The sequence below is a fragment of the Polynucleobacter sp. AP-Sanab-80-C2 genome (assembly GCF_035012965.1).
In the GTDB taxonomy this organism is placed as follows: domain Bacteria; phylum Pseudomonadota; class Gammaproteobacteria; order Burkholderiales; family Burkholderiaceae; genus Polynucleobacter.
Map to the genome: position 1 here is coordinate 33,262 of NZ_JAYGQS010000006.1, position 18,550 is coordinate 51,811.

An 18,550-nucleotide genomic window follows, 5' to 3' on the forward strand; every position below is an offset into this window, starting at 1 on the left:
AAGGCAATATTCGTGAGTCAGCCGCTTTCTACCCTCAATGCCCTTTCCCCTCTAGATGGCCGCTATGCTGGAAAACTAGACGCTTTACGTCCATGGCTATCTGAAGCTGCTTTCATGCGCCAGCGCGTTTTTGTGGAGATTCATTGGTTGCTGGCTTTGGCGGGGGCGGGCCTCCTAGATGTACCTAAAATCAATGCCGCTGATGAAGCCTTTTTGCTTTCCTTGCCGGAAAACTTTTCTGATGCTGATGCACAGCGTATTAAAGATATTGAAGCAGTAACCAATCATGACGTTAAGGCGGTTGAATATTTCTTAAAAGAAAAAGTAGCTGGTCGCCCTGATTTATTAAAAGCGAGCGAGTTCATTCATTTCGCCTGCACATCTGAAGATATCAACAATACCTCACATGGTTTGATGTTGCGTGGTGCGCGTGACGAAGTACTTTTGCCACAGCTTCGCAAAGTACTTTCAGTATTGACTGATTTGGCTATTGAGCATGCCAAGGTGCCATTACTCTCGCGCACACATGGGCAACCCGCTTCACCAAGTACTCTGGGTAAAGAGATTGCTAATATTGCCAAGCGTCTAGAGCGCGCAATTGAATCCATTGTCGCAGCCCCATTACTTGGCAAAATGAATGGCGCCGTTGGTAACTACAACGCACATTTGTCTGCTTACCCTGATTTTGATTGGGAGAATTTCTCCAAGAGCGTTGTTGAGAGGCGCCTCGGTTTAACTTTCAATCCCTACACGATTCAAATAGAGCCGCATGATGGTATGGCGCAATTGTTTGATGCGATTGCGCGTGCGAATACGATTCTCTTGGACATGGATCGTGATTTTTGGGCATATATTTCTGTCGGTTACTTTAAGCAGCGCACTAAAGCGGGTGAGATTGGTTCATCCACCATGCCACATAAAGTTAACCCTATCGACTTTGAAAATTCTGAAGGTAACTTAGGTGTTGCTAATGCGTTGTTGCGTCACTTGGCGGAGAAGTTACCGATTTCTCGTTGGCAGCGCGACCTCACCGACTCAACGGTTTTGCGTAATCTAGGCCCTGCATTTGGTCACAGCGTATTGGCTTATGACAGCGCACTGCGCGGTCTTGGCAAATTGGAAGTTAATCATGCTGCAATTGCAGCTGATTTAGATGGATGTTGGGAGGTATTGGCTGAGCCAGTACAAACCGTGATGCGTCGCTTTGGCATTGAGAATCCCTATGAACAATTAAAAGAATTGACTCGTGGTAAAGGGATTAATCAAGCAGATTTGCAAAACTTCATTCGTGGTTTGAAGATTCCAGATGATGCAAAAGCGCGCTTACTAGAGATGACACCATCTTCTTATCTAGGCAAGGCGGTTGAATTGACCGAACGTCTCAAAAAGTGAGTGTGACTTCCCATTCAGAATATGGGGCGCGTCCTCTATTCTGGTTTGCTGTTTATCAACTGCTCTGGCATCTCTTGCTGCCATTGGCTTTTGTCCGTTTAGCTTGGCGCGCACGCCATTCATTTGCCTATCTGCATCACATCCCAGAGCGTCTTGGTTTTGGTTATGACAAACCAATTACCAAAGACTCGATTTGGATTCATGCAGTTTCTGTTGGTGAGACTCGCGCAGCTCAACCATTGATTGATGCCTACCTTGCGAGGGGCGAATCTATTTTGCTCACGCACATGACTTTAAATGGTCGTCGTACTGGTAAGCAACTCTTTGCTAAAGCGATTGCCGCAGGACAAATTCGTCAGGTGTATTTGCCTTATGACCTCTGTTGGTGTGTAGAACATTTCTTAAAAACATTCAAGCCCAAGTTTGGTCTCTTTATGGAAACCGAGGCTTGGCCAACCGTAGTATTTCGTTGTGCCGAAATTGACTTGCCTTTATTTTTAGTTAATGCCCGTTTATCAGAAAGAAGTGCTCGTCGAATCAAGCGCTTTGGTAAGGCCGGACGTGCTTTATTCCAGGCATTTGCAGGCGTTCTGGCACAAACCGAATTTGATGCGCAGCGTTATCGCAGCCTTGGCGTAAAGAATGTTCTCATCACTGGTAATTTGAAATTTGATGTGCCCCTTGATCCTCAGCTAGTTGCTAAAGGAAAAGAGTGGCAACATGATTTGCGTGCTACTAAGCGCCTCATGGTATGTGCTGCTAGTACGCGTGATGGCGAAGAAGGGCTTATTCTCAATGCCTGGAAAGATTTGCTCCTGAGCAATGCTTTTGAAGCACAGCCTTTACTTCTGTTAGTGCCCCGTCACCCAGAACGCTTTGCCGAAGTGGCTAATCAAATTCATGCTGCTGATCTCAAGTTTCGCCGCCGTTCTGAGTGGTCTGGCTTACCAAAAGATAGTGCAGGATTAGATGTGATCCTAGGCGATTCTATGGGTGAGATGCCCCTGTACTACAGCGCATCTGATTTAGTGGTGATGGGTGGAAGCCTATTGCCCTTCGGCGGCCAGAACCTCATTGAAGCTTGTGCAGCTGGTTGCCCAGTATTGCTTGGTGAGCATACCTATAACTTTCAGCAAGCTGCTTTAGATGCAATTGCGGTTGGCGCTGCAAAGCGAATCAAGGGTGATGTGCTCTTGGGAGATACGACTGCTTTAGTGGAGTCTTTAAAGAGCTTGCTCTTAAACTCCTCAGAACTTACCAAGATGAGTGAGGCTGCGAAGACGTACTCAATTGAGCATCAAGGGGCAAGCAAAAGAATCTTCGCTGCTCTTGATTAATAAAAAATTGCTTAAAGCTAGTTTCGCTTAAACCCGTGCTCCGAAGTTCGGGTCATCATTGCGAGCATTGTCATCTGGCTTTTTATCGCCCTTCACCAAATCTTCCCGAGTGACACCAAGCCACATCGCTAATGCAGCAGCAACGAAGACTGAAGAGTAAATACCAAACAAAATACCGATAGTCAGCGCCAAGGCAAAGTAGAACAGTGTTGGTCCGCCAAAGATGAGCATAGCAAGTACCATCATCTCGGTGCTGCCGTGAGTAATGACGGTCCGACTGATGGTGCTGGTAATAGCGTTATCAATAATTTCACGGGTATTCATCTTGCGATATTTGCGGAAGTTCTCACGAATTCGGTCAAAGATCACCACAGACTCATTTACGGAGTAGCCTAGAACTGCGAGGACAGCTGCTAATACGGAGAGCGAGAACTCCCAGTGGAAGAAAGCAAAGAAGCCCAAAATGATCACCACATCATGTAAGTTTGCAATGATGCCGGCAAGAGCAAACTTCCACTCAAAGCGGAAGGAGAGATATAGCACGATGCCAATAATCACAAATATCAAGGCTTTTAAGCCATCAATCGCTAACTCTTGACCAACTTGCGGACCAACGAATTCAACACGCTGCAGCTTCACTCCAGAAGTCGCTGGGTCAAGCGCTTGCATCACAGCATTACTTTGGTCTGCAGAGGAAATCAGTTTGCCCTCAGCATCTTTTTGCAAAGGCAAGCGAATCATCACATCACGTGAACTACCAAAGTTCTGAATTTGGCTATCTGCATATCCCAGTTTTTCGACTTTAGAGCGAATGGACTCTAGCGGAGCAGTTTGAGGATAGGCAACTTCCATTACCGTACCGCCGGTAAATTCAATCGAAAGATGAAGGCCGTTTTGCCAAAGGAAAAAAACTGCTGCTAAGAAGGTAATCAAAGATATTGCATTGAGCACCAATGCATGGCGCATGAATGGAATATCTTTTTTGATTCGAAAAAATTCCATGGCTTATTTCCCCTGTGGACGCCAAACTTGGCCGATCGCGAGTTTTTGAGTTTTCTTGTTTCTGCCGTACCAAAGATTGACAAGACCGCGCGAGAAGAAGACAGCTGAGAACATTGAAGTCAGAATGCCTAAGCAGTGAACTACTGCAAAGCCTTTGATGGGGCCAGAACCAAAGGCAAGGAGCGCTAAGCCAGCGATCAAGGTGGTCACGTTAGAGTCCAAGATGGTTGCCCAAGCCTTATCAAAGCCAACGGCAATCGCAGTTTGTGGAGGTGCGCCGTTACGCAACTCCTCACGAATACGTTCGTTAATTAACACGTTGGAGTCAATAGCCATACCGAGTGCCAATGCCATCGCTGCAATACCCGGCAAGGTGAGAGTGGCTTGCAGCATCGACAGTACAGAAATCAACAATAGCAAGTTCACAGCCAAAGCAAGGACTGAGAAAGTGCCAAATAATAAGTAGTAAGCCATCATGAAAATCGCGATTGCAGCAAATCCAATTAAGAGAGACTTGAAGCCCTTCTCAATATTTTCAGCGCCTAAGCTTGGTCCAATAGTGCGCTCTTCAATAATTTCCATTGGAGCTGCTAAAGAGCCAGCGCGCAGAAGCAGGGCCAAATCATTAGCGCTCTCTGTAGTCGGTTGACCGGTAATTTGGAATTTAGAACCGAATTCACCTTGAATAGTTGCAATCGTGAGAACTTCACCCTTACCCTTCTCAAACAAAATCATGCCCATGGGTTTGCCGATATTTTCACGAGTGACTTCTTGCATCACGCGACCACCAGCAGCATCCAAGGAGATGTTGACCGCAGGGCGTTGGTTTTGATCAAAGCCAGCGCTAGCGTCAGTAATACGATCACCGCTAAAAATCACGGATTTTTTAAATACACCTAAGCGGTTCTCACCAAAGCGGAAGGTATCCATACCTGGAGGAGGCGTTTCGCCAAGACCAATCGAAGAAACGATTGGATCGGCAAGGCGAGATTCTAAGGTTGCTGTACGACCAATAATATCTTTGGCACGTGCGGTATCTTGAACGCCCGGGAGCTGTACCACGATACGCTCAGCACCTTGCTGTTGAATGACCGGCTCTTTTACTGCTAACTCATTGACACGCTTGTTCAAGGTAATAATATTTTGCTTAACCGCGCTATCTTGAATTTCTTTTAAGGCTGTTGGTTTAAATTCACCAACCAATTTTGGTGAAAGCCCAGTTGGTTTCACTTGCCAAATGAGCTCTGGTTGAGAAGTCATCAAGATCGAACGCGCAGCATCGGCATCTGCAGTGCTGCCAAAATTAATGGAGATAGAATCTGGGCCGCGATCAATGCCTTGGTGACGGATATTTTTATCTCGCAATTGACTGCGAATATCGGTCGCTAAAGAAGTCACTTTCTTCTGTACTGCACCCTTCATATCCACTTGAAGAAGGAAATAGACGCCACCGCGCAAGTCTAGGCCTAGCGGCATTGGAAGGGCGTTAATTGCATTTAACCAGCCAGGTGTATTGGATAGGAGGTTTAATGCAACTGTGTAATTAGGATCATTTTGATCAAGATTCAATTTTTGCTGCAAGAGATCTCGTGCACGTAATTGAATATCGGTATTGTTAAAGCGAATTTTGATAGAGCCTACATTACCAGTGCTCTCAAAAAATATCCCAGTGCTCTTGATATCAGCATCAGTCAGGATCTTTTCAACTCGAGACTGTGTCGCCAAATCAACCTTAATGGTTGGTTTGGCGGACGAGACTTGAACCGCTGGCGCCTCACCATAGAAATTAGGTAATGAGTACAGTCCGCCAATCAGTAATGCAACAGCGATAACTATATATTTCCAAAGAGGGTAGCGATTCATATCGAGATACTTTTAAACAAACGTATTAAGCAGACTTCAGAGTGCCTTTAGGCAAGACGGTGGTGATAGCGCCTTTTTGCATTTGCACTTGTGTGCCAGTAGCAATCTCAACAGTGACTGCATCATCCTTTAGCGCCGTTACTTTGCCAAAAATGCCGCCAACAGTGAGCACTTCATCGCCAACTGCTAGAGCCTCAAGCATTGCCTTGGTTTCTTTTTGACGCTTCATTTGTGGGCGAATCATGATGAAGTACAACACTGCAAACATCAACACCAAAGGAAGGAAGCTCATTAAGCCACCAGCATCTGCGCCCGCGGCTGGAGCCTGAGCAAAAGCATTACTAATCCACATACAAAACCTCCGTTAATTACCAATTGGAAACTGCTTTATTTTTAGACCTTAAAAAGAAGCCGTAAACCCGCAATTCTAAACGGTATGGGGCTTTAGAGGTGATTTGAAGGGGTCAATACCCCTCTTAGGGTGATTAATCCTGCCCAGGCTCGACGCCCCGCTGGCGATTGGCATGGAATTCCTCGCGATAAGCGCTAAAACGATCCTTGCTGAGGGCTTCCCTAACCTCGGTCATCAGTTGAAGGTAATAAGTGAGGTTATGGATGGTATTAAGCTGTGAGCCTAAAATTTCATTCGCTTTTTGTAGATGATTTAAGTAGGAGCGAGTGAAGTTTTGGCAGGTATAGCAAGCGCATGTGGGGTCAAGCGGGCGATCATCGTCCTTATAGCCAGAATTGCGTAATTTAAGGTCACCAAAACGCGTGAATAGCCAGCCATTACGAGCATTGCGTGTAGGCATGACGCAATCGAACATATCAATTCCTAGGCTTACGCCCAAGATGAGATCTTCAGGAGTTCCTACCCCCATGAGGTAGTGAGGCATATGTTCCGGCAATTTGGGTGCTGTGAAATTGAGAATTCTTTCAAACTCAGGCTTTGGCTCTCCAACAGATAAACCACCAATGGCAATGCCATCAAAACCTTGCTGACTGACAGCGTCTAAAGAAAATTCCCGCAAATTTTCAAACATGCCACCTTGCACGATTCCAAAGAGCCCATTACCTGTATTAAGTTCTCTAAAACGTTTGAGTGAGCGATCTCCCCAACGCAGTGACATTTCGAGTGAGGCACGCGCTGTTTTCTCAGAGGTAGGCTGACCCTTGATTTCATAAGGTGTGCATTCATCAAATTGCATCGCAATATCACTATTTAAAACCGCCTGAATCTCCATTGAAACTTCTGGAGACATAAACAGCTTGTCACCATTAATTGGGGAGGCAAAGGTCACGCCTTCTTCAGAGATCTTGCGCAATGCGCCTAAGCTAAATACTTGAAAGCCACCTGAGTCAGTCAGGATGGGCTTATCCCAGGCCATGAAGCGATGCAAGCCACCATGTTTTTTGATGACATCTAAACCTGGTCTCAACCAAAGATGAAAAGTATTTCCTAAAATGATTTGTGCTTTGGCTTCATTGAGGTCACGCGGAGTCATCGCCTTTACAGTGCCATAGGTTCCGACCGGCATAAAGATGGGGGTTTGCACACTGCCATGGGGCAGGTCAAGCTGACCAAGACGCGCAGGACTTTGGGAGTCGCGCGCCAAAATATTAAAGTGAACAGGTTTGGTCATGGCTTTATATTCTCAAGTCGACACAGAAACATGGCATCTCCATAACTGAAGAAACGATATTTCTGATGAATAGCGTGTTGGTATGCAGCACGAATATGATTCATACCTGCAAAGGCGCTAACCAACATCAATAAGGTAGATTTTGGCAGATGAAAGTTAGTTAGCAAACAATCTACGACCCTAAATTGAAAACCCGGGGTAATAAATAAATTGGTTTCATCACTGCTTTGACCATTCAAAGCTTGGCTCTCTAGGGCGCGCAGGCTGGTAGTGCCAACTGCAATGACTCGTCCACCATGACGCTTAGTTTTTGCAATGGCTTGTGAAGTCTTCTCTGGAATGGAGAACCACTCATAGTGCATCTTATGTTTAGAGAGGTCTTCTTCACGAACTGGGGTAAAGGTACCGGCACCAACATGCAAGGTAACTGTAGCCTGCTCAACTCCCAGATCATTTAATTGCTGCAGAATATCTTCGTCAAAGTGCAGACCTGCTGTGGGCGCTGCAACTGCACCCGGATTTTTAGCAAGGACAGTTTGATAGCGCTGAACATCCTCCCCGTCGGGCTCATGCTCAATATAAGGCGGTAAGGGGAGTTCACCAAAACGCTCAAGCAATCCAAATACATTCTCTGGAAAGCGAACTTCATAAAAGCGTCCGTCGTAGCCAATCATTTCAACAGGAAAGCTCTCTCCAGCCTGATTATGGATATGAACAATAGATCCAGTCTTGGGAACTTTGGATGCCCTGATCTGGACCCAGGCTTGTTTATCACCGCTAATACGCTCGATCAGGAGTTCGACATTACCCCCCGTCTCTTTTTTGCCGTGTAGTCGAGCTGGAATGACCTTGGTATCGTTAAATACTAATAAGTCCCCTGGCTTAAATAGGCTCAGAATGTCCTTAAACTGACGATCTATTAAATGGACATGATTTCCCCCATCAAGCTTGAGCTCAAGCAGGCGGCTGTCGGTTCTATTCGCCAAGGGATGTTGGGCGATTAGTTCGGCTGGGAGTTCGTAATTGAAGTCGGAGAGTTGCATAGCATTACCATCAGGTATTGGATTTTAACGATGACCACTAAGCCAGCGCCAAACATACTCCAAAAAATGGGTTTAGACAGCCCAATGGCCCTTGCTTTGCATCTTCCATCTCGTTATGAGGATGAGACAGAGTTATGCACTATCGAAGAAGGCTTGATTCAAGGGCGCTTTCACTCGGTACAAACTCAGGGCGTAGTGATTAGAAATCAGGTCCTTTTTCGACCTAGACGGCAGATGCTTGTCACTATTGAAGATGACTCTGCAACTTTGCAGCTACGGTTTTTGAATTTTTATCCAAGTCAGCAAAAGCAAATGGCAGTAGGCACTCATATTCGTGTGCGAGGAGAGGTGCGCGAGGGCTTTCAAGGTCTCGAGATAGTTCATCCAACTGTGCGAGCGGTCACTCCAGATACACCACTGCCGACCAGTTTGACGCCAGTCTATCCAGCAAGCGCTGGAGTATCACAAGCTGCAATTCGTAAGGCGGTCACTCAGGCATTACGTGATCCAAGTTTGCATGAGAGTTTGGCCGAGTTTTTACCTCAAAAACTGATGGCTGAATTACTGCCCAGTAACGATTGGCCTAACTTACAGTCTGCAATCACCTATTTGCATCAACCACCAGCAGATGCTGATACACAGGCTTTACTAGAGCGGACTCATTCTGCATGGCGCCGCGTACAGTTTGAAGAACTCCTTGCCCAACAAATTTCTTTAAAGCGTGCACATGCCATACGTCAAGAGCGTCATGCACCGAGCTTTAAACAAGCTGAAAAGACTCAGAGTCTTGAAGTAGGATTGCTGAAGGCTTTGCCATTTGAATTAACTACTGCCCAAACACGTGTGTGGGATGAAATTGGTCATGACTTATCCAAATCATTTCCGATGAATCGCCTTCTTCAGGGCGACGTTGGTAGTGGTAAGACAGTCGTGGCCGCCTTAGCAGCAGCGCGTGTCATAGATCATGGCTATCAAGCAGCAGTGATGGCGCCTACGGAGATATTAGCTGAGCAACATTATCTGAAGATGAAAGAGTGGTTTGAGCCTTTGGGAGTTCAAGTTGCCTGGTTATCAGGTAGCTTAAAGGCAAAAGAAAAAAGATTAGCGCAAGAAATGATTGAGAGTGGTGGCGCTCAACTCATTATTGGTACGCATGCACTGATTCAGGAGAATGTGAGTTTTGCTAAATTAGGTTTAGCGGTGATAGATGAGCAACATCGTTTTGGAGTGCGTCAGCGTTTAGAAATTCAGCAACGGGTAGGCTCTGAATTATTTTACTGCCATCAGTTGATGATGTCTGCCACACCCATTCCTCGTACTTTAGCAATGACCTATTACGCTGATTTAGATGTATCCGTAATTGATGAGTTGCCGCCAGGGCGTAAGCCAATTACTACCAAAGTTGTGAAGGTTACCCGTCGTGATGAAGTGATTGGTGGTCTACAAAGCTGGCTCTCTAAAGGTTTGCAAGCTTATTGGGTTTGCCCCTTAATTGAAGAATCAGAAGCTTTGCAATTACAAACAGCTGTGGAAAGTTTTGAGCAGCTAACTCAGGCCTTGCCAGAATTTAAAGTCGGTCTAGTGCATGGACGTTTAAAGTCAGAAGAAAAAGCAGCAGTGATGGCAGCATTTAAAGCCAATGCAATCCAATTGCTAGTAGCAACCACCGTGATTGAAGTGGGTGTTGATGTTCCTAATGCGGCCTTAATGGTGATTGAGCACGCTGAACGATTTGGTTATGCCCAGATTCATCAGTTGCGCGGGCGCGTAGGCCGAGGTTCTGCGGATTCAGTATGTATTTTGATGTATGCAGAACCTTTGTCTTTAGCAGCTAAAGAGCGCCTACAAACTCTACGCGAGACCTCTGATGGTTTTGTGATTGCCGAGCGCGACTTATCCCTTCGGGGTCCTGGTGAGCTATTGGGTGCAAAGCAATCTGGTGATGCCATGTTGCGCTTTGTAGACTTGCAACGGGATGCTTGGCTGATTGAGTTGGCTCAGCAGGCAGCAGAACGTTTGCTGGCGGACCATGCTGATATCGTTGAGCGTCATTTAGAGCGTTGGCTAGGCTCTCGAGCAGAGTTTCTGAAGGCATAATTCTAGCTATGCCACTCACTGAACGTCTGAAAGCTTACGCCTACTTAATCCGCCTAGATAAGCCGATTGGTACGCTCTTGCTCTTATGGCCCACTTTATGGGCGCTGTGGTTGGCAAGCTCGGGCATTCCGGATTTGACTATTTTGTTTATTTTTATAGTCGGTACGTTTCTGATGCGTAGTGCGGGGTGCGCCATCAACGATTATGCAGATCGTGGCTTTGACCGTTATGTAGAGAGAACGAAAGGGCGCCCTGTCACTAGTGGAAAAATTTCTGGGAAAGAAGCAGTTGCTGTAGCGGCTAGCTTGGCCCTAATTGCTTTTTTGCTGATTCAACCCCTCAATACTTTTACTAAGCAACTCTCAGTACTCGCCTTATTGGTAGCCTTTGTTTATCCATTCACCAAACGCTTCTTTGCCATGCCGCAGGCTGTGCTAGGGATTGCATTTGGTTTTGGGATTCCCATGGCTTATGCAGCGATTTTGAATTTCATTCCTTTGGAAGCGTGGGTCTTGTTTGTGGGGAATATTTTTTGGGCCATTGCCTATGACACGGCATACGCAATGGTCGATCGAGATGATGACCTGCGTTTAGGTCTGAGAACTTCGGCGATTACTTTCGGAAAGTATGACGTGCTAGCAATCGCTGTAAGTTATGGCATCTTGTTTGTAAGTCAACTTTGGGTGGCGCAACTAGCGGACTTAAGCAATTATTTTTTAGTCGGATGGTTTATAGCTTTAGGCTGCTCGATGTATCACCTTAAACTCATCTCTACTAGAGGACGAGAAGAATGTTTTTTGGCTTTCCGTCACAACAATTGGTTGGGCGGTTTTTTATTCTTGGGAATTGTGTTGGGACTCGGTATTCACTAAGCTAGTTTTTACCTAGTTCATCGCCCATCGTTTTGCCGCGCTGACTTGCTGCATCAATCGCTTTTTCCAAGATCTCATGCCAGCCATGCTGCTGCATGACCTCAAGTGCAGCTGCGGTTGTACCGCCTTTGGAGGTGACGCGTTCACGTAAGATGCCAGCATGCTCATCAGAGTTGTGCGCTAGCTGGGTAGCGCCTTCGAGGGTCGCATAAGCTAATTGACGAGCAGTTTGTGCGTCAAGCCCCAGCTTTTCACCAGCGGATTGCATGGCTTCTAAAAATGCAAACACATAAGCAGGGCCGCTACCAGAGACTGCTGTTACGGCATCCATTAATTTTTCTTCAGAAACCCAAACCGCTTGACCAACAGCATTACAAATCGTTTCTGCTAGGTCGCGATCAGATTCATTGACTGCAGCATCTGCAAATAAACCTGTGATGCCTTTACCAATCAGAGCAGGCGTGTTGGGCATAGCGCGCACGCAACGCGTATGGTCGAGCCAGCGACTCATATCTTTGAGTCGAATGCCTGCAGCAATACTCAGAATCAGTGGGCCAGGTGCGCTGGCATGTTTGAGTTTGGAGGCTAAGTTCTTGGCAACGACATTAAAGTCTTGTGGCTTGATGGCCATAACCACTACATTATTTTTTGAAAAATCGAATGCAATTTGTTCCAGGGCACCGATACCTTGAACACCAAAATCTTCATATAGCTTTAAGGCAGTGCTTGCATTTGTTTCAACCACTGAAATTTGCTTAGATTCAAACCCATTTGCCAATAGACCGCTAATTAAGGCGCGACCCATATTGCCACCACCAATAAAGGTGATGTGTGCATTACTATTCTTTTGCAGGTTCTTTTGTTGGCTCATTTGCTAATCTTATCGCGCTTCCCAAAAATAGCAGTTCCAATACGAACCATGGTGCTGCCTTCGGCTATGGCTGCCTCTAAATCATCGGACATCCCCATGGATAAGGTGTCGAAGAATTGATAGCCTGGATCAACCAAATGACTCGCTTGAATACTTTGAAAACAAGCGCGGACGGCAGCAAATGCCTCCCGCTGAATCTTGGGGTCTGGGTTGGGTGCTGGGATGGCCATTAAGCCTCTCAGGATCACGTTCGGCAATTTGCTGATGGCGTCGCAAAGAGCCTGTGCATCTGCAAGCGGAACACCACTTTTACTATCTTCTTCGCTGACATTGACCTGTACGCAAACTTGTAATTCTGCCAAGTGAGGAAACTCTGCTCGCTGCGCTGATAGGCGTTCTGCAATTTTGAGTCGATCCACGCTATGCACCCAGTCAAAATGCTCAGCGACCTCCCTGGTTTTATTGCTTTGGAGTGGCCCAATAAAATGCCACACCAGCCAAGGACGTAGCTTTTCAAGCTGGATAATTTTTTCAACGCCTTCTTGGACATAATTTTCACCAAAAGCCGATTGACCTGCATGCATCGCTTCTTCAATAGCAGATGCTGGAAAGGTTTTGCTAACTGCCAAGAGTTCAATCTCTTCAGGCTCACGTTTTGCAGCTAGGGCTGCAAGCTCAATACGCTGCCGAACCTGCATGAGATTAACAACAATTGAATTCATCGGGCCTTAGATGATTTACTAATTAGTTGATCTACGATCTCAATCCAGTGAAGTACTGGTGTGTCGTCTTGTTGGAGGTGGGCAATGCACCCAATATTTCCAGAAACAATGACTTGTGCACCAGATTCTTCACATGCTGCATTTAGGTGGGTCAGTTTGTTCTTGCGTAATTGTTCCGAGAGCTCTGGCTGAGTGACTGAGTAGGTTCCAGCCGAGCCACAGCAAAGGTGACTGTCACTACACAAGCGCACACCAATTCCCAGGCCAGAAAGCAAGCCTTCAACTTTGCCACGTATTTGTTGGCCATGCTGCAAGGTGCAAGGCGGGTGATAGACCACGTCTGGTTTTTGATCCGAGCCAATGAGTTGAACTAGCTCATTTTGTAACGAGGGCAAAATCTCTGCAATATCTTTAGTTAACTCAGAAATCTTTTTTGCCTTGGTAGCATATAAAGAATCGTTCACCAAGAGATGGCCATAATCTTTGACCATCACACCACATCCAGATGCAGTCATCACAATAGCTTCAACGCCTTGCTCAACGAGGGGCCACCAAGCATCAATATTTTGCTTGGCATTCTCTAGTCCACCTGATTGATCATTTAGGTGATAGCGTAGCGCACCACAACAAGTTGCATTGGGAGCGCTGATGAGTTGAATCTTGAGTGCATCTAATACTCTTGCTGTTGCTGAATTGATGTTGGGTAGCATGCCAGGTTGAACGCAGCCCTCCAGAATCAGCATCTTGCGCGTATGTTGTGTGCTGGGTCTTGCATAAGGATCAGTTGTTTGATCTAAGGCTTTATTTTTAGCGAGTGGAATCTTGCGTTTGACGCTACTTGGCATGAGGGGGCGTACTAAACGACCTAATGCCATCGCGGAATTAAACAATGCTGGCTTCGTTAAGCCTTCCTTGAGAGCCCAACGAGTAAGGCGCTCACCTAAAGGGCGCTCGGGAGTATTTTCTTCTGCCCATTTACGACCAATATCTACCAAGTTGCCATATTGCACGCCACTAGGACAAGTGCTTTCGCAGTTACGGCATGTTAAGCAGCGATCCAAATGTAAGCGGGTCTTTTCAGTTGGCGCTTGCCCTTCAGCCATTTGCTTGATGAGGTAGATGCGACCGCGAGGACCATCGAGTTCGTCACCCAGTATTTGATAGGTTGGGCAAGTGGCAGTACAAAAACCACAGTGAACACAATTACCAAGAATGCGCGCTGCCTCTATACCTTCTGGTGTATTGGCAAATTGAGGAGCAAGTTGAGTGTACATAGCAATACTTATGGAAGACGGTTAGTGGCAAATACACCAGCTGGATCAAATGCAGATCTCAGGCGTGCTTGTACTGCTTCAAGAGCTTTAGAGTACGCTTGCTCGCTTAGCAAGGTGAAGCGCTCAAAAGAGGGATTAACCTTGCTACCCTGCCTGAAGCGCGTTGCATGACCACCATGACTATTAGCCAATTGCTTAATAGCGGTAAATGTAGCTTCATCACCAGCAGCTTTCATCCAGCGTTGCTGCCCATGCCACTCCAGCACGAAATCATCGCTGGAGTTGGGTAGTGCAAGTGGGCCACAGGCTGCTGGAAGCGCTAAGCGATAGAGAGTTTGGTCTACGCCAAGATTGGTAAATGCTGCAAGTTTTTGCTCACGTAAATCTTTCCAAAAAAGCTCAGCTGTTTCAGGATCCATTTCCTTGGCAAGCACTAGAGAGCTCATTAAAGGAATGGCAGCTTTCACTGCTGCTGCAGCGCCTGCTAGGCGAATCGTCAGTTCGCCATCGCCATCTTTGCTATTCCCAATCCAGCAGCTAGCTGAGAGAGGAAAGGGTTGTCCTGCCCACTCATTTAGAACTTTCAACGCTTTCTCTTGAGAGAGTTGGCAACGTATTGTTGCTGTTGCAGCAGGTTTTGGTAATACCTTAACTGACGCTTCTAGTAACAAAGAAAATGTACCCATAGATCCAGGTAGCAAACGAGAAATGTCATACCCGGCAACATTCTTCATGACTTTGCCGCCGAAGGATAAATCTTGTCCCTTGCCATCTAGAATGCGGGCGCCTAAAACAAAGTCGCGGAAATTACCGGCACTGATGCGACCGGGCCCAGCGAGCCCTGCAGCAATCGCACCGCCAAAAGTAGCATACTCACCAAAGTGAGGTGGCTCAAAGGCGAGTACCTGATTTTTTTCCTCGAGAGCTGCTTCAATTTCTTGCAGAGGGGTACCAGCGCAAGCGGTAATGACCAACTCTTCAGGCTGATATTCCAAAATACCGGAATAGCTGCGCGTATTTAATTTTGTAAATTGATTTGGGTTGCCGTACCAAGCTTTCGAACCGCCGCCCTCAATGGAGAGTTGCGCTTTATTTTTTGCTGCGTTCAGGACTTGTTCGCGGAATGCATCAATCTGGCTGTTGGAGCTGGTCATTAGAAGCGCTCCAGTTCCGGATGCGGTAGTTTGCCTCCACTAATGCGCATGCGGCCATATTCAGCGCAGCGACTCAGTGTTGGGATGCCCTTATCAGGATTCAGAAGTTTTTTAGGATCAAATGCTGCTTTGACACCCCAGAAAGATTCGCGCTCACCTTCGCCAAACTGCACGCACATCGAATTAATTTTTTCAATGCCCACACCATGTTCGCCTGTAATTGTGCCACCGAGCTCAACACAAGCTTCTAATATTTCGGTACCGAATTCTTCTGCGCGATGCCACTCTTCTGCATCTGCACCATTAAACAAAATGAGAGGGTGCATATTGCCGTCACCCGCATGAAATACGTTTAAGCAGCCAAGACCGTATTTGGCTTCCATGCCTTGAATACGCTTGAGCAAGGTTGCAATGTGACGACGCGGAATCGTGCCATCCATACAGTAGTAGTCAGCAGCAATGCGACCAGCAGCGGGAAAGGCGTTCTTACGACCACTCCAAAACTTCAAGCGTTCAGTCTCATCTTTGGAGATCCTAATACCACTAGCACCAGATTGCTCAAGCACTTTAGTCATGCGTTCAATTTCTTCGGTGACTTCTTCAGGCGTGCCATCAGATTCGCAAAGCAAAATGGCTTCAGCCTCTAGGTCATAGCCTGCATGCACAAATTCTTCTACTGCACGAGTGGTGGCTTTGTCCATCATCTCAAGACCGGCAGGAATAATGCCGGCAGCGATGATTGCCGCAACAGCATTGCCACCTTTTTCAATATCGTCAAAGCTAGCCATGATCACGCGGGCTAGTTTTGGTTTAGCAACTAACTTCACAGTGACTTCCGTGACAACCGCTAGCATGCCTTCACTGCCCAGAACAATCGCGAGTAAATCTAAGCCAGGAGAATCTGGAGCCAAGCTACCGAACTCTACGATCTCGCCATTCATGAGTACGCCACGAACACGCAAGACGTTATGAAGAGTCAAGCCATATTTAAGGCAGTGCACTCCCCCAGAGTTCTCATTGACATTGCCTCCAATTGAACAAGCAATTTGAGATGACGGATCTGGAGCGTAATACAAACCTAAATGACTTACTGCTTCTGAGATTGCCAAATTACGAACGCCCGGCTGAACCACTGCAGTTCGAGTAAATGGATCAATGCTGATGATCTTTTTGAGCTTCGCTAGCGAAAGTACAAGACCTTGAGAAAGCGGCATGGCTCCCCCAGACAGACCGGTACCAGATCCCCGAGGTACTACTGGGATTTGCATCTCAGAGCAAATCTTCAGAATTTGGGCTACTTGCGCTTCCGTTTCTGGAAGGGCAACAGCTAAGGGCATACGCCGATAGGCTGCTAAACCATCACATTCATAGGGAATGGTGTCTTCAGGCTCCCAAAGGAGGGCATGTTCTGGGAGGATTGGGCGTAGAGCCGAAACCAGTTTGGACTGAAGGGCGCTAATCGCAGCAAGATCGGGGGGCGGGGTCACCATATTCATGACAACCATTTTAGCCATTTACCTATAATTAAGCTCATGGGAAATCGACTATCAAAAATCGCTACTAGAACGGGCGATGCTGGCATGACTGGCCTTGGAGACGGCAGTCGCGTTGAAAAGGATCATTTACGTATTTGCGCTATGGGTGATGTCGATGAGCTCAACTCCGAAATCGGTGTTTTGATGACCGAAGAGATCCCAGAAAGCATTGCCAATGAGTTAAAACCCCTCTTTTTACAAATACAGCATGATTTGTTTGATTTAGGCGGCGAACTCTGCATTCCGAATTACAAGTTACTCAATCCGGAGCACGTAGCTCAATTGGATATCTGGCTAGAGAAATACAACCAGCAATTACCCCCGCTAACAGAATTTATTCTGCCGGGTGGTACTCGTGCTGCTGCACAAGCTCATGTATGCCGCACGGTATGCAGAAGAGCGGAGCGCTCGATTGTACGTTTAGGTTGGGAAGGGCCTTTGTATGACGCGCCACGACAGTACGTCAATCGTTTATCAGATCTTTTGTTTGTCATCGCACGTATTCTCAATAGAGCTGCGGGCGGTACCGATGTATTGTGGAAGCACGAAAAAAAAGAGACTAAGTAAATTAGTCTCTTCTACTTGCCCTAATTATTTTTTAAAGCATTACTTTTTCTTACTTCTGCGTTTTTTTACGGCCGCAGCAAGACGCTCCAGTACTTGAACTGAATCATCCCAATTAATACAGGCATCCGTAATACTCTTGCCGTATTCCAGCTTGCTAGGATCATCTTTTCCTGGGGTAAATTTCTGAGCACCATCGTTGAGATGACTTTCAATCATCACACCAAAAACTTGTTGAGAACCAGCTTCAATTTGCTTGGCAACGTCATCTGCCACCAGGATTTGACGCTCATGCTGTTTACTAGAATTGGCATGAGACAGATCAACCATCAAACTACCGCGAAGCTTGCCAGCTGCTAGCTCAGAGCAGGCTGCCTGAACATATTTTTCTTCATAATTAGGCTCTTTACCACCGCGCAAAATAACGTGGCAATCTTTATTGCCCTTAGTTTCCACAACAGAGACTTGACCGTTCTTATGAACTGACAAGAAGTGGTGTGGACGACCTGCCGCTTGAATCGCATCTGTTGCAATTTTGATGTTGCCATCGGTGCCATTTTTAAACCCAATGGGTGCAGATAAACCGGAAGCGAGCTCACGATGTACTTGGCTCTCGGTTGTACGCGCACCAATAGCGCCCCAAGAAATCAGGTCAGCAATATATTGCGGAGAAATCACATCCAAGAATTCGCTGCCAGCAGGCATGCCAAGACGATTGATTTCCATGAGTACTTGGCGAGCAAGGCGGAGACCTTCTTCAATGCGATAGGACTCATCGAGGTAGGGATCATTAATTAAACCCTTCCAGCCAACAGTAGTGCGAGGTTTTTCAAAATAGACCCGCATCACGATTTCTAATTCACCAGCAAAGCGTTCACGCTCGGCTAAGAGTCGTTGGCAATATTCCAATGCTGCCCTTGGATCATGAATCGAGCAAGGCCCAATGATGACGAGTAAGCGGTCATCTTTACCGTGAATAATGTCGCGAATCTTTTTCCGAGTTTTACTGATTAATGCTTCAGTCGGCGTTCCGGAGATCGGAAAAAAACGAATCAGATGTTCTGGAGGTGGCAGAACGGAGATGTTATCAATGCGTTGATCGTCAGTATCCGACGTTTTATCAACGGCGGAGTACCAATTAGCGGGATTAGTATTTTGTTGGCTCATCTGGCTATTTTAAG

Annotated in this window: 16 protein-coding genes; 5 read left to right on the forward strand and 11 right to left on the reverse strand. The window is 46.6% G+C overall.

The genetic code is table 11. The annotated features are described in order from the left end of the window. The first annotated feature begins 12 nt into the window (after positions 1-12). Together purB and VC178_RS09860 are read left to right on the forward strand one after the other, a co-directional pair. On the forward strand, positions 13-1,392 hold the full coding sequence (gene purB, locus VC178_RS09855; RefSeq protein WP_323482413.1) for an adenylosuccinate lyase: 1,380 nt from the start codon (positions 13-15) through the stop codon (positions 1,390-1,392). Beyond that, the gene (locus VC178_RS09860) at positions 1,389-2,729 is read left to right on the forward strand and encodes a 3-deoxy-D-manno-octulosonic acid transferase (RefSeq protein ID WP_323482414.1); all 1,341 of its coding nucleotides are present in this window, start codon (positions 1,389-1,391) and stop codon (positions 2,727-2,729) included. The genes purB and VC178_RS09860 overlap by 4 nt, the downstream gene beginning before the upstream one ends. A gap of 27 nt (positions 2,730-2,756) precedes the next feature. Here the strand turns inward: VC178_RS09860 and secF are convergent, their stop codons facing one another. From secF to queA, 5 genes are all read right to left on the reverse strand, one after another. After that, positions 2,757-3,731 carry a protein translocase subunit SecF gene (gene secF, locus VC178_RS09865; protein ID WP_215295772.1) on the reverse strand — a complete coding sequence of 325 codons (975 nt, stop codon included), beginning with the start codon at positions 3,729-3,731 and terminating at the stop codon, positions 2,757-2,759. Between the two features lie 3 nt (positions 3,732-3,734). Then, on the reverse strand, positions 3,735-5,594 hold the full coding sequence (gene secD, locus VC178_RS09870; protein WP_215295771.1) for a protein translocase subunit SecD: 1,860 nt from the start codon (positions 5,592-5,594) through the stop codon (positions 3,735-3,737). 25 nt (positions 5,595-5,619) lie between these two features. Beyond that, positions 5,620-5,946, reverse strand: a complete 327-nt coding sequence (gene yajC, locus VC178_RS09875) for a preprotein translocase subunit YajC (protein ID WP_215318895.1) — start codon at positions 5,944-5,946, stop codon at positions 5,620-5,622. A gap of 133 nt (positions 5,947-6,079) precedes the next feature. After that, positions 6,080-7,237 carry a tRNA guanosine(34) transglycosylase Tgt gene (tgt, locus tag VC178_RS09880; protein WP_215295769.1) on the reverse strand — a complete coding sequence of 386 codons (1,158 nt, stop codon included), beginning with the start codon at positions 7,235-7,237 and terminating at the stop codon, positions 6,080-6,082. After that, positions 7,234-8,280 (reverse strand): tRNA preQ1(34) S-adenosylmethionine ribosyltransferase-isomerase QueA, encoded by a 1,047-nt coding sequence (gene queA, locus VC178_RS09885; RefSeq protein ID WP_323482415.1) that lies wholly within the window; start codon positions 8,278-8,280, stop codon positions 7,234-7,236. Before queA ends, tgt begins: the two co-directional genes overlap by 4 nt. Before the next feature lie 30 nt (positions 8,281-8,310). On the opposite strand from queA, the gene recG reads away from it, so the two are divergent. Both recG and ubiA read left to right on the forward strand, forming a co-directional pair. Beyond that, on the forward strand, positions 8,311-10,377 hold the full coding sequence (recG, locus tag VC178_RS09890; protein WP_323482416.1) for an ATP-dependent DNA helicase RecG: 2,067 nt from the start codon (positions 8,311-8,313) through the stop codon (positions 10,375-10,377). Positions 10,378-10,385: 8 nt separating this feature from the next. Beyond that, on the forward strand, positions 10,386-11,249 hold the full coding sequence (gene ubiA, locus VC178_RS09895; protein WP_323482417.1) for a 4-hydroxybenzoate octaprenyltransferase: 864 nt from the start codon (positions 10,386-10,388) through the stop codon (positions 11,247-11,249). 1 nt (position 11,250) lies between these two features. On the opposite strand, the gene proC is transcribed toward ubiA, so the two are convergent. Genes proC through VC178_RS09920 form a run of 5 tightly spaced genes read right to left on the reverse strand, consistent with a single transcriptional unit; the run spans position 11,251 to position 16,775 of the window. Then, positions 11,251-12,120 carry a pyrroline-5-carboxylate reductase gene (proC, locus tag VC178_RS09900; protein ID WP_215295765.1) on the reverse strand — a complete coding sequence of 290 codons (870 nt, stop codon included), beginning with the start codon at positions 12,118-12,120 and terminating at the stop codon, positions 11,251-11,253. After that, positions 12,117-12,842, reverse strand: a complete 726-nt coding sequence (locus VC178_RS09905; protein ID WP_323482418.1) for a YggS family pyridoxal phosphate-dependent enzyme — start codon at positions 12,840-12,842, stop codon at positions 12,117-12,119. Before VC178_RS09905 ends, proC begins: the two co-directional genes overlap by 4 nt. After that, on the reverse strand, positions 12,839-14,116 hold the full coding sequence (gene glcF / locus VC178_RS09910; protein ID WP_323482419.1) for a glycolate oxidase subunit GlcF: 1,278 nt from the start codon (positions 14,114-14,116) through the stop codon (positions 12,839-12,841). The genes VC178_RS09905 and glcF overlap by 4 nt, the downstream gene beginning before the upstream one ends. Positions 14,117-14,124: 8 nt before the next feature. Further along, positions 14,125-15,270, reverse strand: coding sequence for a glycolate oxidase subunit GlcE (glcE, locus tag VC178_RS09915; RefSeq protein WP_323482420.1), 1,146 nt, complete (start codon positions 15,268-15,270; stop codon positions 14,125-14,127). After that, positions 15,270-16,775, reverse strand: coding sequence for an FAD-linked oxidase C-terminal domain-containing protein (locus tag VC178_RS09920; RefSeq protein WP_323482466.1), 1,506 nt, complete (start codon positions 16,773-16,775; stop codon positions 15,270-15,272). Before VC178_RS09920 ends, glcE begins: the two co-directional genes overlap by 1 nt. A 27-nt stretch (positions 16,776-16,802) precedes the next feature. Here VC178_RS09920 and VC178_RS09925 point away from each other — a divergent pair, with 27 nt between their 5' ends. Continuing rightward, positions 16,803-17,372: a cob(I)yrinic acid a,c-diamide adenosyltransferase gene (locus VC178_RS09925; protein WP_323482421.1), complete on the forward strand. Its 570-nt coding sequence runs from the start codon at positions 16,803-16,805 to the stop codon at positions 17,370-17,372. A gap of 39 nt (positions 17,373-17,411) precedes the next feature. On the opposite strand, the gene VC178_RS09930 is transcribed toward VC178_RS09925, so the two are convergent. Continuing rightward, the gene (locus VC178_RS09930) at positions 17,412-18,536 is read right to left on the reverse strand and encodes a 3-deoxy-7-phosphoheptulonate synthase (protein WP_215295760.1); all 1,125 of its coding nucleotides are present in this window, start codon (positions 18,534-18,536) and stop codon (positions 17,412-17,414) included. Positions 18,537-18,550 lie beyond the last annotated feature (14 nt).